The sequence below is a fragment of the Rathayibacter sp. AY1D9 genome, assembly GCF_002932395.1.
Classification (GTDB): domain Bacteria; phylum Actinomycetota; class Actinomycetes; order Actinomycetales; family Microbacteriaceae; genus Rathayibacter.
Window position 1 is genome coordinate 26,700 of the sequence record NZ_PSVQ01000018.1, and the last position, 23,657, is coordinate 50,356.

Consider the following 23,657-nt stretch of genomic DNA (forward strand, 5'->3'; position numbering starts at 1 on the left):
TCCACCCCGCAGCCCACAGAGAGAACCACCGTGAGCCTCCTCCGCACCAAGTCCGTCGAGCAGTCGATCGCCGACACCGATGAGCCCGAGTACAAGCTCAAGAAGTCGCTGACCGCGCTCGATCTCACGGTCTTCGGCGTCGGAGTCGTCATCGGCGCCGGCATCTTCACCCTCACCGGCCGCGCCGCCCATGACATCGCCGGACCGGCGATCGTCCTGAGCTTCGTCGTCGCCGCCTTCGCCTGCGCCCTCGCGGCCATGTGCTACGCCGAGTTCGCCTCCACGGTCCCGGTGTCGGGCTCCGCCTACACCTTCTCCTACGCCTCCCTCGGCGAGCTCTTCGCCTGGATCATCGGCTGGGACCTGATCCTCGAGCTGTTCCTCGGAGCGAGCGTGGTCGCGCAGGGGTGGAGCGCGTACCTCGGGTCGCTGCTGCAGCAGCTGGGAGTGACCCTCCCGCCGGCGCTCACCTACGGCGGCGTGGTCGACGTGCCGGCGATCCTGCTCGTCCTCGTGCTCGGCGCGCTGATGACCTTCGGGATCAAGGAATCGCTGCGCGTCAACCTGGTGCTCGTCGCGATCAAGCTGTTCATCGTCCTGTTCGTCATCATCGCGGGCCTGCAGTTCGTCAACACCGCCAATTACACGCCGTTCGTCCCCGCCGCCGAGCCCTCGCAGTCCGCGTCCGGTCTGACCCAGCCGCTGCTCCAGTTCCTCTCGGGCATCGAGCCGGCCACGTTCGGGGTCGGCGGCATCATCGCCGGCGCCTCCCTGGTGTTCTTCGCCTACATCGGGTTCGACGTCGTCGCGACGACCGCGGAGGAGACCCGCCGCCCCCAGCGCGACCTGCCCATCGGCATCATCGCCTCGCTGATCATCTGCACGGTCCTGTACTGCGCCGTCGCCCTCGTCGTGACCGGCATGGTCCCCTACCGCGAGCTCGACCCGTCGGCCGCGCTCGCCAACGCGTTCGCCTACCACGGGCAGACCTGGATGGCGACGGTCATCTCGGCCGGCGCCGTCGCCGGTCTGACCACCGTCGTGCTGACGCTGCTGATCGGAGCGACACGCATCATCTTCGCGATGGCGCGCGACGGACTCCTCCCCCGGCGCCTGGCCACCGTCCACCCGCGCCTGCGCACGCCGTGGTTCACCTCCGTGGTCGTGACCATCGTCGTCGCGCTGCTCGCCGGGCTCACTCCGATCGGCGTGCTCGAGGAGATGGTCAACATCGGCACGCTCTCGGCGTTCGTGCTGGTCTCGGTCGGCGTCGTGGTGCTGCGCCGCAAGCGGCCCGACCTGAAGCGCGGCTTCCGGGTCCCGCTGAACCCGTGGCTCCCGCTGCTCTCGGCCCTGATCTGCACCTACCTGATGCTCAACCTCTCGATCGAGACCTGGCTGCGCTTCCTGATCTGGCTGGCCGTGGGCTTCGCGATCTACTTCGCCTACTCGCGCAGCCACGCGAAGATCGGCGAGCAGCCCTAGGGGGCCAGGCCCACCTTCGGCCTGGCCCAGGAGCGTCCGCGCGTGTCCTTGAGGATGTCGTACTCCACCTCGACGTGCGGCTCGATCGCGCTGTACTTGTCGTTCGGGGCACCGATCACGAGCTGGAAGCCGAGACCGCGCCACGCACCGATCGCCCGCTTGGTGAAGTGGGCGTCGGCCTTGATCAGCGCCTCGTCCATGAAGACCGGGGCGTACCGGGGACGGTCGGCTCCCGCGTCGCCGAGCTGGTAGCGCAGCGCTGCTCCGACGATGAAGGCGATCAGCTCCTGCGACTCCCCGCCGGACTTCTCGCCGATGTGGTCGTACAGCGCCACGTGCGCTCGGGTGACGGCGTCCACGCGCTCGGCGCTGACCCGGACGTGGTTGCGGACGTCGACGAGGTCGCCGAAGTCGGGCGCGGTGCGCCGCAGCCGCTGGATGAGCCGGGACATCCGCCGGTAGACCTGCTCGCGCTCCTCCTCCGCGGACACGGCCTGGATCTGCGCGCGCACCTCGCGGAGCTCGCGGCGGAAGCGACGGCGCACCTCCGACTGGTTCTCGCGCGTCGTGATCTGCAGGCGGTGGCCGTCGTTGTAGAACGGCAGGTCCTGCATGATCACGTTGATCGGCTCGATCCGCTCGCGGATCTCGCGCAGCGAGCGGCCGAGCGTGGAGTCGAAGCTCGTGAGGTCGTTGCCGGAGAGCGTGAGCAGGCTGTCGCGCCACTCGGTCTCGAGCCGGTGCAGGCCGCTGGTCTCGAGGGCGTCGAGCAGCCGCTCGAAGTCGCCCGCGGACGCCTCGGGGTCCGCGAGCAGGTTGGGATTCGGCCAGCGGTCGAGGAAGCCGGCCATGATCCGGCCGGCGCTCTCGCGCTGCTGCTCGTGCGCCTCGGCCGCGGAGCGGCGGTCCTCCGCCAGTCGCTGCGCCGCCGTGGCGAGTGCTGCGTCGAAGCGGACCAGGACGTCCGAGGCGCTGCCGGACGCCGCGGCCTCGGTCAGCGTGAACCGGGCGTCCAGGAAGGCGCGCTGGTCGTCGTCGAGCTCGCGTCCTGCGCGCTCCGCCGCATCGAGAACCGCCTGGCTCGCGTCGACGTCGTCGACCACGACGGCCCACTCCGCCTCGATCCGCTCGCGCTCCACACCGGCGCGCGCGATCTCCTGGCGGAGGCGCTCGAGGCGGCCGCGCAGCCCGTCGATCTGCTCCTGCAGGCCGGCGAGCTCGGGGTTCGCCTCCGCCGCCTCGGCGCCGACCGCCTCCCAGCGCTCCTGCTCGGCGAGCAGCGACTCGACGTCGACCGTCTCCCAGCTCACCAGCGCGAGGCGGGCGTGGCGCGTCATCCGGTCGTCGAGCGCATCGAGGGCCTCCTCCGCCGCCGACGCCGCCGAGACGGCCGCCGCGCTGCGGGCCCGGGCCGCCTCGACCAGGGCGTTCAGCTCGCGGAGTCGACGGGAGTTGGAGAAGCCGAGGACGTTCGCGGCGCCGTGGCCGCCGTGCGCACCGCGCTGCCCCTGCGAGAGCTGACCGGTGAGGGTCAGGGCGAGCCGGTGGCGCCCGAGCTCCGCAGCGCTGTCGACGCACACGTAGCCGAAGCGGTCCTCGAGCCGGTCCTGCAGCCAGCCGGTGAAGGCGGTGGCGCGGTAGTCGAGGCGCCCGGGCAGCGTCTGCGGGTCGAGGCCCCGCACCTCCTCGAGCCCGGTCTCCACGCCCTCGTAGCGGAGCCGGACCGGGAGCCGGAGGGAGTCGATGGCGCGGCGGAAGCGGTCGAGGTGGGCGGAGTCGATCATCAGCGTCGTCGCGAAGCCGCCGAGGGCGAGCGTGAACGCCTCGCGCCAGGGCTCGAACTCGGCACGCACCTCGACCAGCTCGCCGACGAAGGGCAGGTCGTCGGCGGTGAGGCCGGCTGCCTCCGCGATCCGCTCGCGCGCCTCGTGCAGAGGCCGGGGGATGCTGTCCCGACGGTCCGAGGCCGAGCGCTGCTCCGCCTCGAGCTCGGCGAGATCGCGCGCCGCGGCCTTCCGCTCGGCGACCGCGTCCGACCAGGCCGCACGGGTGCTGCGCTTGGCGTCGGCCGCGCTCGCCGCCCGGGCGAGCACCGCCTCGAACCGCTCGCGGGTGGTCTCCGGCTCGCCGAGAGCGCGCAGGTCCTCCTCGAGCCGGGCGCGGTTCTCGCGCGCCGCGCCCAGCCGCCGCTCCACCTCGCGGAGCTCGCGCTGGGCCGTCTCGAGGCGGTCGCCGCCGGAGGCCCGCAGCACCTCGGCGAGCCCGTCCCGCTCCGACTCCGCCGCCTCGGCGAGGGCCCGCTTCTCGCGGAGCACGGCGTCGACGGCGCGGGTGCGCTCGCGCAGCTCGACCTCGACGTCGCGCAGCAGGCCGAGGCGCTGCTCAGCGCGCCACAGGGCCGCCGGCGACACCGGGGCGTCGAACTCCCCGAGCGCGTCGATGAGGCGCACGCGCTCCGCGGACGCGGCGATGCGCAGGCGCAGGCCCCGCAACGGCTCGAGTGCCGCGACCTGCTGGCGCGCGGTGAGCATCCGCTGCCGGGTGCTCTCGAGCTCGTCGAAGTGGGCGACGACCGCGTCGGCGGAGGCCAGGGTCTCGGGCTCCTCGAGCACGAGCCGCTTGTAGAGGTCGTCGACGGTCGTGATCTGCTGACCGGCCTGGATGCGGGCGAGCAGGCTCATCGCCTTCGATCCGGCTCCCGCCGCTCCGATGCCGAGCACCGCGTGCAGACGCGCCGAGAACTCGCGGTCGGTGCCGAGCGGATCCAGGCCCGCCGCGCGCAGCGACGCGTCGGAGAAGCGGTGCGCCGCCGCCCGGTCGAGCGCGGCGAGGTCGACCGGGCCCTCGGCGCTCGCGCGGATCCGCACGGTCTCCTCGAGCACCCGGGAGCCGGCCGGGACGTACCAGGCGCGGACCGCGCTGAAGCGCGAGCCGTCGTGGTCGACCCAGGTCATCGCGACGGCGGTCCAGGTGTCGACTCCGTCGCCGCGCAGGACGCGCATGGTCGTGCCCTCGTCCGTGCGCGACTCGTCGAGCTTGCCGCGCGCGTAGGAGAGGATGTTGCGCTGGTCCTCGCCGCGCGGACGGCCCGTCACTCCGCCGTTCGAGGCGCCGTTGAACGGCGTGGTGTGCGGCATCATCAGGGCGATGTAGGCGTCCATCAGCGTGGACTTGCCGGAGCCGGAGCCGCCGCAGAGGAGCGTGGCGCCGGGCGAGAAGCGGACCTGGTGCGCGCCGTCGTAGCCGCCCCAGTTGACCAGCTGCAGGTCCTCGGCGAGCCACTGCTGACCGCGGGAGGCGGCGGGGATCAGGCCGAAGAGGGTGTCGAGCATCGTCATCGGGGGTCGTCCTCCGGGTCGGGGGTGTCGTCGTCGGTCGGCTCGTCGTCCAGCGGCTCGTCGTCGGCCGGCTCGTCGTCCGCGACATCGGTCCCGGGCAGGACGCCGTCCGTGGGCGGGTCCGCGTCCTCGTCGAGGCCGTCGTCCTCGAGCGCGTCGTCGTCCGCCTGCTCCGGATCGTCCGAGCCGGGCTCCTCGGCGGGCGCCGCTTCTGCGACCACCGAGGAAGCGTCTTCGCCCGCCCGCCCGCGCAGCCAGTCGCTCAGCTCCCGCAGCTTCGGCGCGCTCAGCACGATCTCCACGATCGGGCTGATCCGGTACCGCCCTGCGGACTCCTCGTCGACGATGCCGTCGCGGCCGAGCCGCTCCAGCGCCTTGCGGACCATGCGCTGCCGGCGGGCGGTGTCGCGCTCGGCGTCGGCGAAGTAGCTGAGCACCGTCTGCTCGACCTCCTCGACGTCCACGCGCGCCGACGCCTCGCCGGCCGCCGACTCCCGCTGATGGACCGTGCGCAGGTGCACCAGCACCAGCGTCTCGGCGCGGGTGTAGGGGAGGTCGCGCAGCAGCACCGGCATCTCCACCTCGTCGGAGCGCACCTGCTGCTTGTAGGCGACCCCGCGCTCGTGGTCGACGACGAGCCGCACGAACAGGTCGTTCAGCCGCGACTCGATCAGCTGCCGGTGCTCCTGGAGCACGGCCCACTGCTCGCGGTGGCGGTCGGCGAGGAGGAAGCGGCGCTGCAGCACGTGCACGAGCACCCGGCGCACCTCGGTGTCGAGGACGCCGCGGTCGCCGGGGAAGAGCTCGTCGGGGTCCTCCTCCATCGACACGGGCGCGATGAACGGATCGGCGGCGGTCCCGTCGGTCGCCAGGGTGTCACTCATCGTCGGTCTCCTCCTCGGTGCGGGCGGTCACGGATCCGAAGGCGAAGCGGCGCACGGTCCCGTCGGGTCGGCGCGTGCTCACGACGGAGTAGCCGTCGCGGTCGACGAGGCCCGTCCGGTGCGCGATCTCGAGCAGCCCGAGCAGGTCGACGGGCCGTCGCGTGTCCTCCGGAGCCGCGCTGAACGCGTCCGCCAGATCGAACTCGTCGCCGAGCTCCGCCACGTAGGCCTCCAGCTCCGCGTAGCGGGGACCGCCCCAGGCCCGGCTGTCGTCGCCGACGAACTCGGCGTCGCCGTCGTCTCCGGCCAGGGGCGCCGGCCCGCCGGCCGGACGCACGTCTCCCAGGGTCTGGCGCAGGTGGCCGATCCCGGCGACGGGCAGGTGCCGCAGCGGCGCGACCGGCGCGTCCGGCGAAATCCCGCCCGTCCACTCCTGGAGCCCCGCCATCACGTCGCGCAGCAGCTCGTCCACCTGGCGGTCGCGAGCCGGGTCGTGGGTGCGGACCTGGCCCGTGATGACGTGGGACGCGCGGCGCTGCGCGGTCAGGACCTCCTGCACGCCCAGCTCCACCCGGCGGCCGATCGCGGCCAGCTCCGCGCGCTGGGCGGGGTCCATCAGGCGGGAGAACGGCTGCACGAGCACGGTGTGCAGCTGATCGGCGAGCGCGTCGATCCGCTCGGGGTCGCCCAGGAGGCGGAGGGCTCCGGCGAACGCACGGCCCTCGCTGGTGGCCTGCATCACGTGCTGACCTCGCTCGAGGTACTCCCGCAGCACCTCGCCGGTCGGGCGGACGTCGCGGCGCAGGTCCGCGACCACGTCGCGCTGCATCGCCTTGATCGACTCCGCCACCCGCGCGAAGTCGGCCGGCAGCTCGCGGGCGAGGTGCACCACGTTCTCGGCCTCCTCCAGGAGCTGCTCGTCGTCGGCCGGCTCGAGACCGGCGCCCTCCTCGAGTGCGGCGATCTCGGCGTCCAGGCGCGCCCGCTCCTCGCGGAGCCGCGAGAGGCGGGCCTCCGGGTCGGGATCGACGTCCGCGGCCAGCCGCTCGACCGCCTCCAGCAGGGTGCGCACCCGCGAGTTCGAGACGCGCGTGCGTCCACCTCCGGTGCGCCCGGTGATCTCGAGGGCGCTCACGGCGTGGGCGCTCAGCCGGTAGACCTCGGCCTCGCCCTCGATCTGCGGCACGAGCCAGCCGACGCGGACCCAGTAGCGGCACACCTCGCGCGCCGTGCCGCTCGGCAGCGCGCGCTCGCCCTCGTCGTACCCGGCCGAGCGCAGCTCCTCGAGCAGCTCCCCCACCTCGGCGTGCGCGTCAGCGACGGCCACCACCTGCCGGTCGACGGTGAACACGAGCGACAGGGCGGCGACGACGAACGGGGCGTACCGGCCGTGGAGGAGATCCAGGGTCGGCGTCCGGAAGGCGCCGAGGGAGCGCAGGTAGGCGGCCTCGGCGCGGGAGTTCGACATCGCCCTCAAGGATAGGCGGCGGGTCGGGCGCCCGAGGACGGCCGCGCCTGGGCCGCAATCCGACCAGCGCCTTCAGGCGCCGTCGGGGCGGAAGCCTTTGTAGAGCGTGAGCGCGAGGGCGGTGCGGTCGCGGAGGCCGAGCTTGCGCAGCAGCGCCGAGACGTGGTTCTTCACGGTGCCCTCGGCGAGCACGAGGGCGGCCGCGATCTCCCTGTTGTTCCGCCCTTCGGCCACCAGCTCGGCGACCACCCGCTCGCTCCGCGTGAGCAGCGTCAGCGGGCTCTCGCCGGTGCGACCCGGCTGGACGGCCGGCCGGGCGACGCGCGGATCGATCACCATCCCGCCGGCGATCACCGCGTCGAGGGCCACGACGAGACCCTCCACCGAGGTGTCCTTCAGGAGGAATCCGGAAGCGCCGGCCGAGAGGGCCGCCTGCACGAGCGCGTCGTCGTCGAAGGTCGTCAGAAGGAGGACGGGCAGACGCGGATGGAGCTGCGCACACTCGGCGGCGAGCTCCACGCCGCCCATGACCGGCATCCGCGCGTCGGTGACGACGACGTCCACCTCCGTCGTGCGCAGAATGTGCAGAGCAGCCTGTCCGTTCTCGGCCTGGGCCGAGACCACGACACCCTCGACCGTCGAGAGGAGCATGACCAGCCCACGGCGGATCATCTGCTGGTCCTCCACCAGCAGCACTCGCCTCGGTGTCGTCTCCGTCACGAGGCGCGGCTCTCCCGTTCCCCGTCGGCGCCTCCGAGAGGGATCGAGAGGCGCAGGAGGAACCGGTCGCCGATGCGCCGCGCCGTCAACCGACCTCCGCGAGCCGTCGCGCGATCGTCGAGGCCGCGCAGCCCGAACCCCAGCACAGGCTCGCCGTCGCTGATCCCGTTGCTCCTTCCCGCGCCGATGTCGCTGAGCAGCGAGAGCTCGAGCCGGACGTCGTCCGTCTCGATATCGATGCGGACTCTGCGGGCAGCGCCGTGCCGCAGAGCGTTCGTCAGCCCTTCCTGCACGCCTCGGTAGACGACGAGCGCGGTCTCATCGTCGCTGGTGAGCACACGGTCCGACGCCTCGTCGCCGACCACATCCACGGTCACGCCCGTGCCGCGGAAGGACTCCGCGATCAACTCCAGCGCAGCCAGGCCGCGGGCGCCCGCGTCCCGGAAGGGACTGAGCGCTCGTACCCACATCCGCATGTCCGCGAGAGCCTCGCTCGACGTGGATCGGGCCGTGCGGACCTCGGCCCACGCCTGCTCGGCATCGGCGGAGCGCAGGCGATCAGCGAGCTCGAGACTCATCGAGACGAGGGTCAGCTTGTACCCGAGGCCGTCGTGGAGCTCGCGTGCGCTCCGGGCGCGCTCGTCCGACAGCAGCAGCTCCTTCTCCGTCTCGGAGGCGCGATGCAACCGCCTGATCACACGCTGGTCGGCGGATCGCTCGCTCTCGAAGCCGCGAAGAGAGAGTCCCAGGGCGATCCCGAAGCACATCAGCACGGCCACGGGCACCACGTTGAGCAGACCGTCGAGCACTCCGGAGAGCAGCGCCCTCCCCGAGCCGACGGCGCCCCCGACATGGAGGGCCAGTCCGACGGAGGCGATCCAGATCATCGCGTGCGCCCCTGCGCGGAGCGAGACGTCGACCACCGCGAACGCCACGACGAGGAGGAGGACCGGGATCGTGAAATCGAGCCGGCCGAAGACGACGACCGGCGTCGCCGCGACGATGGACACCGTCGTCACGGCGACCCCGTGTCCCGCTCGGATCAGTCGGGGCCGGACGGCCCAGAGCCCGGCGATCACAGGCACCAGCGCGAGCCATGTGACCGCGACCGCTGCACCCGTGCCTCTCTGCGCGGAGTCCACGACGCCCAGGATCCCTGCCAGGACGAGGCAGCACAGGGCGATCGCCTGAAGTGCGATGACGGTCCTGTCCACGGTGCTCGACAGGGACGGCGCGACCGCGACCCGCTCGTGTCCTGCCGCTGACGGCGCGGAGATCTCCGCCGCCGTCTCCGGAGTTGAGCCCATGTCGACAACTGTAGCTCCGACTCCGGGATGCCGACCCGTGACCGCAGTCACGCCCTCACCGTGACTCCGGTCATCCTCATCCGTGACTTCGGCGGGAGGTGGTCGACTGCGGACCTTCCTAGCCTCGAAGTCAGCGCCGGGAGCCGCATCCCGCACCGCGAGACAAGTCGGACAGGAAAGGGAAGCGATGCCGCTCGACCTCGAATATCTCCGGTACTGCCGCCCGGGCAACCCGTTCTACGCGGTCGCCGAGGAGGGGGACGACATCGATGGCGACGCCTTCGACGTCGCGTCCTTCGCTCCGGAGGACTGGCAGGTGAGGGAGTCGCGGCCGTGGCGGAACTGGATGCCGGACGGTTGCCTCCTCCCTCGTCAGGGATGGAAGCTCCACCTCTCGTCGACACTCGATGACGCGGAGAAGGTCCTCGCCGCTGCTGCACGCTACTGCTTCGCCTCCCGACTGCCTTTCAAGCATCTCTCGACCACCTCTCACCTTCTGATGCAGAACGGCAAGTACGCCGATCGAGCGGGAGCTGGGAAGTTCATCACCGTGTATCCCGGTTCGGACGACGAGTTCGCCCGAGCGCTGGAGGACCTCGACGTCCGTCTTCGCGGGTTCAGAGGCCCGTACGTACTGTCCGACCGGCGGTGGAAGTCCGGGCCTGTGCACTTCCGTTACGGCGCCTTCGTCCCGTCCGAGACGGAGAGCGGCTTCGTCTCGACGGTGCTCGACCCGGACGGGAACGAGGTGGAGGACGTCCGGCGGCCGACGTTCACACCTCCCCCGTGGGCTTCACTACCGGAGTCCGTCACTGTCGGGGCGGAGAACGAGGAAGAGGTCGCCTTCGGCTTCACGATGCTCTCAGCGCTGCACTTCTCGAACGGTGGTGGTGTCTATCTCGCTGAAGCGACGACCGACGAATTCGTGCCGATCGGGACGATCGTGGTCCTCAAGGAGGCGCGCCCGCACGCCGGGTTGGACGCCGACGGAGTCGACGCCGTGACTCGCCTGGCTCATGAGGAGGAGGTGCTCGTCGATCTGCAGTCCCTGGACTGCGTACCCGTCTTCTACGGATCCTTCACGGCCTGGGAGCACCGATACCTGGTCATGGAGTACATCGAGGGGAACGATCTGAAGCGCGAATGGATGACGAGGACTCCGCTGCTCCGACCAGCACCGTGGCGCGTCGGTGACCCTGCATACACCTCCTGGCTGACCACGACCGTCGCTCGCCTCGACGTTGCTCTCGCCTCCGTGCACCGCGCAGGATGGCTGCTCGGCGACATCCACCCGAAGAACGTCATCATGCGGAACGGCACGCACCCGTGCTTCCTCGACTTCGAGTTCGCGCATCGAATGGATCCGGAGTGGCGTTGTCGCCAGGGAGCGCCCGGCTACGAGCCCCTGGAAGGCCTGAAGGGGACGGAAGCGGACGAGTGGTCGCTCGGCATCCTCGAACTCGATCTCCTCTTCCCTCAAGCGACGATCGCCGACCAGGGCAACGTCGCGAAGATCGAGCAGCTCCTCCGAGCAGCCGCAGACGATCTCGCGGTTCCGCCCGCCGTGCTGCGGTCGATCAGGACCTCCACCCTCGACGTACTCCCCGCCTCCGGTCAGAGGTCGATCGACGAAGACGTCGGTCGACTCGCCGCCCTCTCGGACGACCAGCTGCGCGGCCAGATCGCCCGCGGTGTCGCATCGGTGCTTCAGTGGACGGACGACTCGCCGGTCGTTCCCGGAGACATCCCTGTCCTCGCCCGCGACAGCGCGGACCACCGTGCCGGATTCCCCTACGGCGCGGCTGGAGTCGTCGCTGTCTTAGGACGATCCGGAGATGTCGACCTCGAGGCCGCCGATCACTGGCTCGCCGCTCGCGTGGCCCAGGTGCGGTCGCGTGGTCTCTGCGGACGCGAGGGAATTCGCTACGCGGCTCGCCAGGCAGGACTCGCGCGCACACTCGAGGTCCTCGACCGCAGGCCCTCGGCCGCCCCTTCAGGTCCGACGCTGTGGTCGGGGTGGGCCGGTGCAGGGCTCGCCGAGCTCGCAGACGGAGGGGACCCGTCGGAGGCGGCCCACCATCTCACCACGCTGCTCGATGAGGACGTCCGAGGAGCCTCCGTCGGCCTCCTGCACGGATGGTCTGCGGCCGCGATCCTGTTCGCCCGACTCCACGAAGCCACTGGCGACGACTTGTACATCACGCTCGCGATACGAGCCGTCGACGCCGATCTGGCGCGCTGTGCGATCACCCGGAACAACACTCTCGAGTTCGATGAGGGATGGAGGACTCTTCCTTACCTGGGGATCGGCTCGACCGGGCCCGGCCTGGCGATCCTGGAGCTGCGGCGGGTCACGGGCGAGGAGCTCTTCGCCGATCCCCTCGCGTCCATCGACGCCGCCGCGTCCTACCAGCAGTGCGCGCAGGCCTCACTCGCCCACGGTCTGTCCGGATTCCTCGTCTACCTCCGCCGCCGCGTACTGCACCGCCCGAGCGCGGAACTCGAGGAGGTCCTCCGCTCGCACGTCCGGTCGCTGCGCCTGCACGCCGTGCTCGACGACACCGGCGTCTTCTTCCGCGGCAACCAGAACCTCCGACTCTCGTCGGACTTCCTGACCGGCTCGCTCGGAGTGCTCGCAGCGCTCGACGAGCTCGAGACCGGACGCTCCGCCCTGCCGTTCGGACTCTGACCGAGTCGGCCCGAGACGAGGAGAGGAGGTGATCACATGAACCGGATCCTCGATTTCCAGACCCTCGAAGGTGAGGCCGACGCGCACGACGCCGCGCGCGTCAGCACCTTCAGCGTCATCTCGCCGTGCCCGGGCTGGCCCAGCTCGATCACATGGGGCAACTGCTGATAGTCGCTACCGGGCGCCCGCGATCCAGCATGACGTGGATCGCGGGCGTCTCACGAGTAAGACGTCCCCACCTTCGTCGAGGAGAAACGCTCATGATCCCCACCCTCCAGGCTCGAGCCGTCGAGCAGGTCATCACCGTAGGCCGGCAGCGGACGACCGTCCTGCGGGGCTGCGACATCGATCTGGAAGGGGGCGGGCTCACCGCTGTCGTCGGCCGCTCCGGCTCCGGCAAGTCCTCTCTCCTGATGTGCCTCAGCGGACTGGACCGGCCGACGTCCGGCGTCGTCGAGGTCAACGGCCGGGACGTGAACAGGCTGTCAGCGGCCGATCGCGCTCGCATGCTCCGCGCCCAGATCGGGTTCGTGTTCCAGCAGTACAACCTCGTGCCCTTCCTCGATGTCGAGGAGAACATCGCGCTCCCCTTCAGGCTCGACCGATCACCCGTGCCGCACGATCTGATCGGTGGACTCGTGGAATCGTTCGGCCTGCGCGACCGGCGCCGTGCGCCGGCGCGAACGCTCTCGGGAGGTGAGCAGCAGAGGACCGCTCTCTGCCGCGCCCTTGCACGGCGGCCCGGCATCGTCTTCGCCGACGAGCCGACCGGCGCCCTCGACTCGCAGAGCTCGCGGGTCGTCCTGTCGACTCTGAGGACGATGGCGGACGAGGGCCAGATGATCGTGATGGTCACGCACGATCTCGACGCCGCAGCCCTCGCGGACACGGTCGTGGTGATGCACGATGGTCGGACCGTGCGGACGACCGGACGCTGCACCAGCCATGAGCTGCTGAGCATCCTCGAAGAGGCCGGGGCCTGACTCGTGTCCCGTTACGTCGTACGCCTGTTCGCCGACGAGTGGCGCCGATGGTCTCCCGCGATCGCTGTGGTCGCCCTGATGGCGACGCTGATCGGGTTGTGCGTTCAGCAGTTCGCCTGGACCGGCGACCCCGCATTCACCGCCGCTGTCACGGAGGCCGGCGTCGCGCTCGGGGAGTTCCGGATCCTCTCGATCACGATCTACACTGTCGTGGCGCTCGTCGGCTGGGTCGCCCTGACGATCGTCGGCCGAGCGAGCGTTCTGGCCACAGGACGCACGCACGCGCTCTGGCTCCTGCTGGGCGCCTCCCGAGCCCAGGTGTTCGTCGTCACTCTCCTCGTGCTCGGCATCGTGAGTCTCCTCGGCGCCGGCATCGGAGCGCTCCTCTCGACACTGCTGGCGTTCTGGGCGGTTCCCGCATTCAACGGTGCCGTCTCGTCCGAGGTCGATCTTCCGAGCTTCTCGCTCGCGCCCTGGGCTCCGGTGGTCACGCTGGCGCTCGGCACGCTCACCGCTCTGGCGGGCGGAGTCCTGCCCGCGCGCCGCGCCGCCCGCACGCCGCCGAGCGCCGCGCTGCGTGAAGTCAGGAGCGGTCGACCGGGTACGGCGATGCGCGCGGTGCGGATCGGCTGCGGCATCGCCCTCCTCCTCATCGCCTCCGGCCTTGTCACGGCATCCGCCTCTGCTCGAGAACTCGGAGCGACCGGACCGGCGCCGATGTTCAACCTGGCCGTCGACGTAGGAGGCAGCGTCCTCGTGGCCGTCTACCTCCTCTGCCCGGAGGTGATCGCGCTCGTCTTCCGGGCTCTGCACGCGCTCTCCGCCCGATCGGGTCTCGTCGTCGCGGCTCTCGGAATCCGCGCGGCAGCAGCCCGGGTGCAGGTCAGCACCGCCACGATCGCGCCGCTCGCGGCAGGGCTGGGGGCGATCGCCGTGCTCCTGTGCGCGGTGGAGTCCGTCGTCGCCATGACGACGGCGGTCCGGCCCGGGACCCGCGCCGATCTCACCGATGTTCTGACGATCGTCGCAGTCGTAGCCGTGTCGATGCTCGCCACCAGCGCCACTGTCGTCGCTCTCTCTGCGCAGAACCGCGAGCGCGAGATCGCCCTGCTCCAGGCAGCGGGCCTGCAGCGCCGACAGATCATCGGGCTCGTCGTCTCCGAGAGCCTCGCGATGTCCCTCGCCGCTTCCACAGCAGCTGCCGCACCCGTCGCCGCCACCGGCGCGGTCTGCTGGCTCGTCAGTCGCGCAGCACTGGGCGAAGGGGTAGTGATCTGGCCGGTCCCGAGCGTCGTTCTCGGCCTCATCGGCTCGTGGATCGTGCTCTCGCTGATCCTCCTGATTCCCGCGCAGGCTCGGCTTCGCCGTCCCCCTGGACCGAGGTTGCGTGAGCAGGGTGTCTGACGTGATCACGGGTCGCGACGCACTGCCGCCTCGGGTTTCTGCGATCGCCGGACGGCTGCGACATCTCGCAGCTCTGCAGCCGTCGAGCGCAGCCGCGGAGCCGACAGGCCCCCGGCAGGTGCTCCTCCGGGATCCCGACGGGCGCCCCGTGCAGCACACCCTCGTCATCGCACCGCAGGAGTCTCTGGTGCTCTCGCCGGGCGCCGCCGCTTTCGCACTTGTGAGCGATCAGGACGGTGATGAGCATCACCGCATCCGCGTCGCCGTCGCGACCATGAGCGGAGCCGTCGAGATCGTTCAGGACGAGCGCCCCGTCTCCCCGCGCATCCGATCGTTCTCGGACGGATTCCTCTGGATAAGGCGGAACGACGCGGGTCGGCCCTGGCAGGCGGTCTGGTGGCATCGCAGCCTGACGACTCCCCACGTGCTGCTCGAAGAGCCCGATCAGGCTCGGAGGCTCGATCTGCGCAGCGTCGCCGGGGCGATCGCCGTACTCGCATCGAGAGGGGCGCGCGACTCCCGGTACTGGGTGCTGACCGGAGAGGAGAGCAGTCCCCCGACGTGCCGTCGCCTCGACCTCGGCACGGAGAACGCGGATGTCTCCGCCTGCAGGGGCGGCCTCGCGGTCCTGTATCGACGGCACGGAGTCGTCCGGATGACCGGCTCGACGCGTCCTCTCGAGGTTCCCGTTCCGAAGGCCCTTCAGGCGGAGCACCTGCAGGAGGCCCAGGGTGAGCTCTTCGTACTCGGTCGGTCGTCCGGCAGGAGAGCGGTGTGGCTGCCCGGCGGCGGGGCAGACGCGCTCTGGCTCGCGCCGGCGGCCGGGACCCTTGTTCCCGCCGTCGATCCGATCACCCGCCACCCGATCATGCTCGTCTCCTCCCCTGCTCACCGCGCCCACTGCGTCACCCCTGTACCGGGTAAGGCACTCGCCACCGAGGTCACAGAACGGATGAAGGTCACGTCACTCACTGCGCCGAGCCGGGACGGCACCCTCGTCCCGCTCACCCTGATGACTCCTGACGGCGCCGACAGCTGTCCCGTCGTCGTCCACGTCTACGGCGCCTACGGCATCAGCCTCGAGGGGCCGTTCGATCCCTTCACGGACGACCTCCTCGCGCGCGGAGCCGCGATCGCCTACTGCCATGTCCGCGGGGGCGGAGAGAACGGCCCGGAGTGGCATCGGCAGGCGACCGGCCTCGGCCGCGAGCGCCCGATCGAGGACCTCCTCGCCTGCCTGGCGTTGCTTCGTGAGCTTCCAGGGATCGACTCGCACCGGCTCCTTCTCACCGCGGCGAGCGCGGGCGCGCTGGTCGCTGCGACGGTCTGCCTCCGTCGCCCCGCAGAACTCCGTGGCCTCCACCTCGTGCATCCCTTCCTCGATCCCGTCGGCGCGCTCGATGATCGCTCCGCAGCCGCGGCGGCGTCCGACCGTGAGGAGTTCGGTGACCCTGACTGGATCCTCGCGAGCGGGCTCTCTCCACTCGCGACGATCGCCACAATGGTGGGGCGGAGCCGACCGCTTCCGCGCGCGTGGATTCGAGCCGGTCTCCGCGATGCCCGAGTCGACGCGTCGGCGATCGCGGAATTCGCAAGCGCCTACCGGGCAGTGGCTGAGCGCGACGATCCCGCGCACGTCGTCCTCCGTGCGACCTCGGGCGGTCACCTCAGCGGACTGACGCCCGAGGAGTCCCACCAGGAGAACGTCCTCGCTCACGCCTGGACGCTCGACCTCCTCGGCCTGGCCTGACCCGTCGAGCGCAAGGACGAGGGCGATCGTTCCGGCGGGAGCCGATCTCGTCCAGGCGAGAACTGCCCTACGGCGTCACTGGCCGGCACCCGACACCCCGCCCGCCGAGCCGTGCGGCATCGCCACGCACCGCCACAACGAGAACCCGGTGACCGCGGAGGCGTGCTCTCCCGACTCCGTCGCCGCCGGCCCCCACTCCTGCAGCTGTGTGCATCCGTCCGCCACCACGGCCTTCCGCACCGACTCGGTCGGTGGCGCCGAGTTCTTCAGAACCAGCAGAGGCGTGCGTCCTGCCGCGATCATCCCGGCGACGTCCTGCTCGGTGAAGACCCGCGCCTGGCCGGAGTAGCCGCCGTCGGTGAGCACGCTCGCGCCGGTCGCCGTGATGATCGGCGCCGAGATCGCCCAGGAGTCGGTGAGGAACAGGGGCGCTCCGTCCACCCCGCTGCCGGCGGCACGAGCAGCGGCGACCAGTGCGGTCTCGTCGGCGGTCATCGAGTCGTGCCCGCCGACCGCGTCCGGCGACGAGACCGCGAACGGAGCCGAGGTCTCGGCCCTCTGCGGGAAGCGCAGGCCGACGAGCGCGTCCCCGCCCGACCCGTCGAGGGACGCGTCGAGCACCTGGAGGCTGAACGCGATCGGCCCTGCCAGGATCACGACGGCCGCTGCGAGCGCGATCGAACGATGCCGGGCCGCGCCTCTGCTCGCCGCCGCACCGCCCCTACTCCACCGGGCCGCCACCGCGACCACGACGAGCCCTGCTCCGGCGAGCGCCGCGAGCGGCAGGCCCAGCACCGACGGCAGCTGCCCGCCCACGGCGAGCGCCGCGCTCCACGCCGTCTGCCCGACCAGGAGGAGCGGCAGCACCAGCCGCGCGCCGACCCGGGGCGACGCGAGCAGCCGCACCCCCTCCGCCCAGCCCAGCGCGGCGAGGAGCGCCAGCTGCACGCCGATCGCCGCGACGTACGCCATGTGCGGCACCGTCGCCACCGAGAGCACGCCCGCCGCTGTCACCAGCCACACCGCGAGGCAGACCAGGAGGGCGAAGGCACCGCGGGCACCTCCCCGCCTCCCCCGCCGCGGCCACCAGCGCACGGCGCCGAGCACCAGCCCGGCGAGCGCCGCGGGATACAGCCAGCCGACCTGCGTCGCGTACTGCGCCAGCAGCAGCTTGGCCGGCGAAGACCCCGCTGCTCCGCCCATCGTCGCCACGTGGGCGGAAGCGACGACGGCGCCGGGCACCGCTCCCGGGATCAGCCGGTCGAGCCCGTTGAACCCGAACACCATCGCGAAGACGTCGTTCCCCGTCGACCCGTCGATGTAGGGCCGGTCCCCTGCCGGCACCGCCTGCATCGCGACCATCCACGCCACCGAGGCGCCCACCGCGACGGCCAGGAGCCCGCCCGCACAGGCGAGCGCTCGGCGCCACCCGCGCACCCCGACGAGAGTCGCCACCACCAGCGCCGGCAGGACGAACCAGGCCTGCATCATCTTCGCCTGGAAGCCGATCCCGATGGACAGCCCGGTCATCAGCAGCGGCCACCACCGCTCCGTCAGCACCGCGCGCTGCCACCACACCAGCGCCACGGCGAGTGCCGCCGTGAGCAGCCCGTCCTCCATCGGGTGCCCGAACATCGACACGAGGATCGGCGTGCTCGCCGCCGCTGCCGCCGCGACCAGCCCGAGCCCCCGGCCGCCCCACCGGAGCCCGACGACCGAGCACGCCGCGACCGTGATCAGCCCCTCGATCAGCTGCGGCAGCGCGATCGACGACGTCGACATGCCGAACAGCCGGATGCTCAGCGCCTGCGGCACCGCGAACCCCGCCAGCTTGTCCAGCGTCACCGTGGCGGCGGGATCGAAGGCTCCGAACGCCAGCGCGTGCCACGACTCCGACATCGACCGTGCCGCCGCCTCGTAGAAGACGGCGTCTCCGCCCCGGGCGAGATTCCAGCCGGTGAGGGCCGTCGAACCGCACAGGATCGCGAGGAGGGTGAGCCGCGCCCACCAGCGTTCGCGCCACCAGCGGGCGAGCGGAGCGGAGTGGGTCACGTCCACCGACGCTAGGGAGCCGGCCTGCCGCCGCCCTTGCGGGCGGTCGGGGAGACGCCGTGCATGCCGCTCCGGCCTCTCAGTCCGGACGCCGCCGGCACGGCCGACGACCAGGAAGGGTGCCGCGCCGCCCCGGTCACCCTCTAGGGTGCGGACATGCCCCGCTCCATGGCCGACCTCTCCTTCCGCCGCGCCCAGTGGGAGCAGCGCTACGCACCGCACGTGGCTCCCGTGAACCGCTGGGTCGACGAGCTGCGGAACCCCTACGGACGCGGCTGGCTGCCCTACGTCGCGCCCCTGCACGGCGGAGTGGAGGCGCGCGTCCTCAGCGTCCTCCGCGATCCCGGCCCCGCCACTCAGGACGGCATCGGAAGCGGCTTCCTCTGCACCGAGAACGACGACCCGACGGCGGAGCTCATGGCCGGGCTGATGGACGAGGTGGGCCTCGCCCCCGCCGACCTGCTGCCGTGGAACGCCTACCCCTGGTACATCAACCGGGCCCCGAACGCCGAGCAGCTCGACGCCGGCGTCGAGACCGTCCTGCATCTGCTCGCGCTCGCCCCCGACGTCGAGGTGGTCCTCCTGCAGGGCGGCGACGCCGATCACGGCTGGCGGCGCCTCCTCAGGCGGCACCCGGCGATCGAGCGCGAGCGCGGCCTCACGGTGATCCGCACCTTCCATCCGTCGCGACAGGCGCTCTGGGCACGGGATCCCGCCGAGCGGGAGGCGCGCTCCGCTCGACGTCGCGTGGCTTTCGCCGAGGTCGCCGCAGCGCTCCGGTGAGCGGTCCGCAGCGTCACGACGAGGCCCGGAAACGACGGAAGCCCTGACGACGACCAGTGGTCTCATCAGGGCTTTCCGTCGGGCTGACAGGATTTGAACCTGCGACCCCTTGACCCCCAGTCAAGTGCGCTACCAAGCTGCGCCACAGCCCGTGGCAGACCGGGCCGAGGCCCGGGCAACTCGACTACCTTAGCGGATGCCGACGCCGGAAGTGAAAACGAGCGGGCCCCGTAGACTCGCTGGGCGGAACGCGTCGGCACGGGTCGACGCGCCGTCGGCAGCTCGGGAGGCGTCAGCAGTGGATGCGCGGCAGAAGCGATCACAGGTGGCCCTGCACCGGGCGATCGTCGAACTCGCGACCGGCCGCGACGTCGCCACCCTCACCGTCTCCGAGATCACCGATCTCGCCGGCGTGAACCGCTCCACCTTCTACGCCCACGCCTCGTCCGCCGCGGAGCTGCTCTGCGCCGCCCTGCAGGACGAGCTCGACGCGATCCGGGAGGGCTACCTCCAGCAGCTCCGGAGCGGTGCCGCGACCGACGCGAGCATCCGCGAGGGCACCTCCCGCGTCCTCGGCCACCTGGACGGCCACCGCGACCTCTACCTCCGCGCCTTCGACGCCCCCGGCGGGGACTCGGGCCTCCGCGCGATGCTGGCAGGGCACTTCCGCACCGCCGTCTCCGCGACGCTCGACACGGGGATCCTCGACGTCCCGGCCGCGGACGCACCGCTCGGCTTCCTCGAGGACGCGACGGCCTCGTTCCTCGCGGCGGGCTCCGTCGGCCTGATGGAGCAGTGGCTCCGTCTGCCCGCGCCCCGCGATCCCGGCAGCTACCTCGCCGCCTACCGACGGCTCCTGCCGCCGTGGTGGCCCTTCGCCACCGGCGACTGACCGGCCTCCCGGCCCTGCCGACGCCCGCTCGGAGAGACGACCGCCCGGTTCGAGGGAGGCCGCTGGGCCTTCGGCAGCACCGCGCCGCCCGTCATTCCCGCTCGCGACGAGGCCGACCCGCTCGATCGAGCCGCATCGGAGTGGCATCCGCCCCTCGACTCGACGACCGCTCCTCCCGGAGACGCGGACGGCCCGCGGGAGGAGCTCCCACGGGCCGAACACGGTGCGGCTGCGCTCAGCGCGCGCGCTTCTCGCGGACGCGCATGTTGACGTTCACCGGCGACCCCTGGAAGCCGTAGATCTCGCGCAGGCGGCGCGCGATGTAGCGGCGGTAGCCCGGGTCGAGGAACCCGGTCGTGAAGAGGACGAATGTCGGCGGGCGCGACGAGGCCTGCGTGCCGAAGAGCACGCGGGGCTGCTTGCCTCCGCGGAGGGGGTGCGGGTGCGCCGCGGTGAGCTCGGCGAGGAACGCGTTGAACTTGCCCGTCGGGATGCGCGTGTCCCACGACTCGAGGGCGAGCTCGAGCGCCGGCACGAGCTTCTCGAGGTGTCGGCCGGTGCGGGCCGAGATGTTGACGCGGGGCGCCCACGCCACGTGGGCGAGGTCGGTCTCGATCTCGCGCTCGAGGTAGCGGCGGCGCTCGTCGTCGAGGAGGTCCCACTTGTTGAAGGCGAGCACGAGCGCCCGGCCCGACTCCAGCACCAGGTCGATGATGCGGACGTCCTGCTCCGAGATCGGCTGCGAGACGTCGAGGACGACGACGGCGACCTCCGCCTTCTCGAGCGCGGTCGAGGTGCGCAGCGACGCGTAGAAGTCGGCGCCCTGCTGGAGGTGCACGCGGCGGCGGATGCCCGCGGTGTCGACGAAGCGCCAGACCTTGCCGGCGATCTCGACCTGCTCGTCGACCGGGTCGCGGGTGGTGCCGGCGAGCTCGTTGACGACGACCCGCTCCTCCCCCGCCGCCTTGTTGAGCAGGCTGGACTTGCCGACGTTCGGGCGGCCGAGGATCGCGACGCGGCGCGGTCCGCCGACCTCGCGCTTGGCGACGGCCGACTCCAGAGGGAGCTTCTCGAGCACCGCGTCGAGCAGGTCGGCGACGCCGCGGCCGTGGACCGCCGAGACGGGGCGGGGCTCGCCCAGGCCGAGCGACCACAGCGAGGCGGCGTTCGGCTCCTGGCGGGCGTCGTCCACCTTGTTGGCGGCGAGGAAGACCGGCTTCTTCGTCTTGCGCAGCAGCTTCACGACGTGCTCGTCGGTCGCGGTCGCGCCGACGTTCGCGTCGACGACGAAGATGACGGCGTCGGCGAGGTCGATGGCGATCTCGGCCTGCATGGCGACGGAGGCGTCGATGCCGCGGGCGTCGGGCTCCCAGCCGCCGGTGTCGACGATGGTGAACGCCCTGTCGATCCACTCCGCCTTGTAGGACACGCGGTCGCGCGTGACGCCCGGGGTGTCCTCGACGACGGCCTCGCGGCGGCCGAGGATGCGGTTCACCAGCGCGGACTTGCCGACGTTGGGGCGGCCCACGATCGCCACGACCGGGAGGGCGGGGAGGTAGCGGACCTCGTCCGAGTCCTCCCCGGCGAACTCGAGGAGGTCGAGGTCCTCCTCGTCGAGGTCGTAGTCCTCGAGTCCGCTCCGGAGCGCCTGCGCGCGTGAGGAGGCGAGCTGCTCGTCGAGGTCGCCGAGGCGCTCGACGAGGTCGTCGTCTCCGAAGTTCAGCTCGTCGTCACCGACGTGCGTATCCTGTGCCATGACCGGCCCTTGCTCTCGAAGTTCGGACCTCGGCGACGACCGCGTCGACGGTCTGCTCGAAGTCGAGATGAGTGGAGTCGAGAAGAGTGACTCCTTCTGCGGCGTTCATGAAGTCGACCACCTGCGAGTCGGCGCGGTCCCTCGACCGCAGCGCCTGACCCGTCGCCTCGGCGGATTCCGTGGTGACCTCGCGCGAACGCCTGGCCATTCTAGCCTCTTCGCTCGCCGTCAGCAGGATCCGGACCGGAGCGGTCGGTGCGACGACCGTCGTGATGTCGCGGCCCTCGACGATGATGCCCTCCCGGCGCGTCTCGCCGATGATCCTCCGGAACAGCAGGGTGATCCTCCGACGGACCTCGGGGACCTTCGCCACGGCCGAGACCCGCGCGGTCACCCGGGGCTCGCGGATGGCGGCGGTCACCTCGGTCGGACCGACCCACACCGAGTACGACTCGGGGTCGGTGCCGATGGAGTAGTCGAAGCCGTCGAGCGCGTCGACGATCGCGTCCTGGTCCTCGAAGTCGAGGCCGCGGTCGAGCCCGTGCCAGGCGAGCGCGCGGTAGGCCGCTCCCGTGTCGAGGAACTCGAAGTCGAGGCGGCGGGCGGCAGCCCTCGACACGCTGGACTTGCCGCTGCCGGCCGGGCCGTCGATGGCGACCACGACGGCCTCGCCGAAGTCGCCCTGCTCGGCGGCCTCGGAGCGCGCCTCGCGCTCGGGAGCCGCGCCCCCGTCCTCCGGGATGCTCTGCTGTGCCCGGCGGGCGGGCGTCATCCTGTTCAGGCCGCCCTCCTGCCTGTTCTGCTCGGTGCTCATCCGGCGATCCTCCAGCCGCGTATGGTCAGTTCTTCGGTCAGCGGCGTGACCGCTTCGGGCACCACCGAGATCTCGGCGAGACCCACTCGGCGCCCCTGCGCGTGCTCGAGGCGCACGTCCTCGAGGTTGACGCCCGCCTCGCCGATCTCGACCAGGAGTCGCGCGAGGGTTCCGGGAGAGTCGTCGACGAGGACGATCAGGGTCGAGAAGCGCTGGTCCTGGCCGTGCTTGCCGGGCAGGCGCGCCACTCCGGCGTTGCCCGCGGCCAGGTGCTCGGCGAGCACGCGGCGCGAGCCGGGCGCCTCGAGGTCGCGGAGAGCGTCGGCGACCGCGGCGACGTCGTCGCGGAAGGCGTCGAGCACCGCGACGACGTGCTCGCGGTTCGCGGCCAGGATCTGCATCCAGAGCTCGGGGGCCGAGGCCGCCAGGCGCGAGACGTCGCGGACGCCCTGCCCGGCGAGGCGGAGCGCCGCGTTCGGGGCGTCGAGGAGGCGCTGGCCGAGCAGTGACGAGATCACCTGCGGGGCGTGCGAGACGAGGCCGACCGAGAGGTCGTGCTCCTCCGGGTCCATCTCGACGATGGTGCCGCCGAGGTCGAGAGCGAGGCCCTCCACCCGCGCGAGCGCGTCGGGCGCGGTCTCGCCGTCGCGGCAGATCACCCAGGGCCGACCGACGAAGAGGTCCCCCCGCGCGGCGACCGGTCCGCCGCGCTCGCGGCCGGCCATCGGGTGCGAGCCGATGTAGCGGGCGAGGTCGACGCCGCGGGAGCGCAGCTCGCGCAGCGGCTGGGTCTTGACGCTCGCCACGTCGGTGACGACGGCTCCGGGGTGCGCCGCGAGCTCGCGCTCGACGACGCTCGCGGTGACGTCAGGGGGGACGCAGACGACGACGACGGAGGGCCGGTCGTCGGCGGAGGCGGCGCGGCCGGCCCCGTAGTCGATGGCGAGGGAGAGGCTCGCGGGCGAGGCGTCGTCGAGGACGACGTCGATCCCGCGGGAGGCGAGGCCGAGGCCGATGGAGGCGCCGAGTAGTCCGGAGCCGACCACCCGCACCGTCCCGGTCGTCCGCATCGCGGGCGGCGCGGGGTGCAGGAGCTCGTTCACCCCGACAGCCTAGCGATCGGCGCGGCGCTGCTTGTCGGCGCCGGACCGGCGCGGAGGACCGTCGCTCCGCCCGCCGCCGGCGGAGGAGCCGCCGCGATCGGACGACCGTCCCGCCGAGCCGCCGCGGTCGGACGACCGTCCGGACGATCCGCCGCGATCCGAGGATCGCCCGGCCGAGCCGCGCTTTGCCGGGGCGACGCGCTCGCCGCTGTCAGGCCGGGGCCGCCGC

17 protein-coding genes and 1 tRNA gene are annotated in these 23,657 nt (G+C 71.9%); 8 read left to right on the forward strand and 10 right to left on the reverse strand.

All coding sequences use genetic code 11. The features are described 5' to 3' along the window. Positions 1-30: 30 nt before the first annotated feature. Positions 31-1,485 (forward strand): amino acid permease, encoded by a 1,455-nt coding sequence (locus tag C5C50_RS09350; RefSeq protein WP_104222535.1) that lies wholly within the window; start codon positions 31-33, stop codon positions 1,483-1,485. Here the strand turns inward: C5C50_RS09350 and C5C50_RS09355 are convergent. From C5C50_RS09355 to C5C50_RS09375, 5 genes are all read right to left on the reverse strand, one after another. Next, on the reverse strand, positions 1,482-4,823 hold the full coding sequence (locus C5C50_RS09355) for an ATP-binding protein (protein ID WP_104273313.1): 3,342 nt from the start codon (positions 4,821-4,823) through the stop codon (positions 1,482-1,484). The two genes, C5C50_RS09350 and C5C50_RS09355, sit on opposite strands and share 4 nt — an antisense overlap. Beyond that, entirely contained in the window at positions 4,820-5,707 is an 888-nt protein-coding gene (locus C5C50_RS09360) for a DUF4194 domain-containing protein (protein WP_104247173.1), read from the reverse strand. Before C5C50_RS09360 ends, C5C50_RS09355 begins: the two co-directional genes overlap by 4 nt. Next, the gene (locus C5C50_RS09365) at positions 5,700-7,175 is read right to left on the reverse strand and encodes a DUF3375 domain-containing protein (protein WP_104273314.1); all 1,476 of its coding nucleotides are present in this window, start codon (positions 7,173-7,175) and stop codon (positions 5,700-5,702) included. Before C5C50_RS09365 ends, C5C50_RS09360 begins: the two co-directional genes overlap by 8 nt. Before the next feature lie 72 nt (positions 7,176-7,247). Continuing rightward, positions 7,248-7,895 carry a response regulator transcription factor gene (locus C5C50_RS09370; RefSeq protein WP_258063688.1) on the reverse strand — a complete coding sequence of 216 codons (648 nt, stop codon included), beginning with the start codon at positions 7,893-7,895 and terminating at the stop codon, positions 7,248-7,250. Beyond that, positions 7,892-9,202, reverse strand: a complete 1,311-nt coding sequence (locus tag C5C50_RS09375; protein WP_104222531.1) for a sensor histidine kinase — start codon at positions 9,200-9,202, stop codon at positions 7,892-7,894. The genes C5C50_RS09370 and C5C50_RS09375 overlap by 4 nt, the downstream gene beginning before the upstream one ends. A gap of 187 nt (positions 9,203-9,389) precedes the next feature. Here C5C50_RS09375 and lanKC point away from each other — a divergent pair, with 187 nt between their 5' ends. The 5 genes from lanKC to C5C50_RS09395 all read left to right on the forward strand — a co-directional run bounded on the left by lanKC (position 9,390) and on the right by C5C50_RS09395 (position 16,028). Further along, complete coding sequence (lanKC, locus tag C5C50_RS09380) at positions 9,390-11,891, forward strand: class III lanthionine synthetase LanKC (protein WP_104273315.1); 2,502 nt, start codon at positions 9,390-9,392, stop codon at positions 11,889-11,891. Between the two features lie 36 nt (positions 11,892-11,927). Continuing rightward, positions 11,928-12,059 (forward strand): hypothetical protein, encoded by a 132-nt coding sequence (locus tag C5C50_RS17290; protein ID WP_258059251.1) that lies wholly within the window; start codon positions 11,928-11,930, stop codon positions 12,057-12,059. A 92-nt stretch (positions 12,060-12,151) separates the two neighbouring features. Further along, positions 12,152-12,874 (forward strand): ABC transporter ATP-binding protein, encoded by a 723-nt coding sequence (locus tag C5C50_RS09385; protein ID WP_104225415.1) that lies wholly within the window; start codon positions 12,152-12,154, stop codon positions 12,872-12,874. A gap of 3 nt (positions 12,875-12,877) precedes the next feature. Continuing rightward, positions 12,878-14,278: an FtsX-like permease family protein gene (locus tag C5C50_RS09390; protein WP_104273316.1), complete on the forward strand. Its 1,401-nt coding sequence runs from the start codon at positions 12,878-12,880 to the stop codon at positions 14,276-14,278. A gap of 148 nt (positions 14,279-14,426) precedes the next feature. Then, positions 14,427-16,028, forward strand: coding sequence for a prolyl oligopeptidase family serine peptidase (locus tag C5C50_RS09395; protein WP_146085879.1), 1,602 nt, complete (start codon positions 14,427-14,429; stop codon positions 16,026-16,028). Between the two features lie 75 nt (positions 16,029-16,103). Here C5C50_RS09395 and C5C50_RS09400 read toward each other — a convergent pair whose 3' ends face one another. Further along, positions 16,104-18,080 carry a glycosyltransferase family 39 protein gene (locus C5C50_RS09400; protein ID WP_104273318.1) on the reverse strand — a complete coding sequence of 659 codons (1,977 nt, stop codon included), beginning with the start codon at positions 18,078-18,080 and terminating at the stop codon, positions 16,104-16,106. A 156-nt stretch (positions 18,081-18,236) separates the two neighbouring features. On the opposite strand from C5C50_RS09400, the gene C5C50_RS17295 reads away from it, so the two are divergent. Beyond that, a complete protein-coding gene (locus C5C50_RS17295) occupies positions 18,237-18,863 on the forward strand; it encodes a uracil-DNA glycosylase (protein ID WP_104273319.1) in 627 nt (208 codons plus the stop codon). 78 nt (positions 18,864-18,941) lie between these two features. Here C5C50_RS17295 and C5C50_RS09410 read toward each other — a convergent pair. After that, positions 18,942-19,015 (reverse strand) — tRNA-Pro (locus tag C5C50_RS09410). Positions 19,016-19,188: 173 nt separating this feature from the next. Between C5C50_RS09410 and C5C50_RS09415 the strand changes: the two genes are divergently transcribed. Beyond that, the gene (locus C5C50_RS09415; RefSeq protein ID WP_104225419.1) at positions 19,189-19,755 is read left to right on the forward strand and encodes a TetR/AcrR family transcriptional regulator; all 567 of its coding nucleotides are present in this window, start codon (positions 19,189-19,191) and stop codon (positions 19,753-19,755) included. A gap of 235 nt (positions 19,756-19,990) precedes the next feature. Here the strand turns inward: C5C50_RS09415 and der are convergent, their stop codons facing one another. From der to C5C50_RS09430, 3 genes are read right to left on the reverse strand one after another with little or no spacing between them, the layout of a single operon-like run. Next, positions 19,991-21,511: a ribosome biogenesis GTPase Der gene (gene der / locus C5C50_RS09420; protein ID WP_104222506.1), complete on the reverse strand. Its 1,521-nt coding sequence runs from the start codon at positions 21,509-21,511 to the stop codon at positions 19,991-19,993. Then, positions 21,486-22,325 (reverse strand): (d)CMP kinase, encoded by an 840-nt coding sequence (cmk, locus tag C5C50_RS09425; protein WP_258063687.1) that lies wholly within the window; start codon positions 22,323-22,325, stop codon positions 21,486-21,488. The genes der and cmk overlap by 26 nt, the downstream gene beginning before the upstream one ends. Next, complete coding sequence (locus C5C50_RS09430; protein ID WP_104273329.1) at positions 22,322-23,395, reverse strand: prephenate dehydrogenase; 1,074 nt, start codon at positions 23,393-23,395, stop codon at positions 22,322-22,324. The genes cmk and C5C50_RS09430 overlap by 4 nt, the downstream gene beginning before the upstream one ends. Positions 23,396-23,657: the final 262 nt, after the last annotated feature.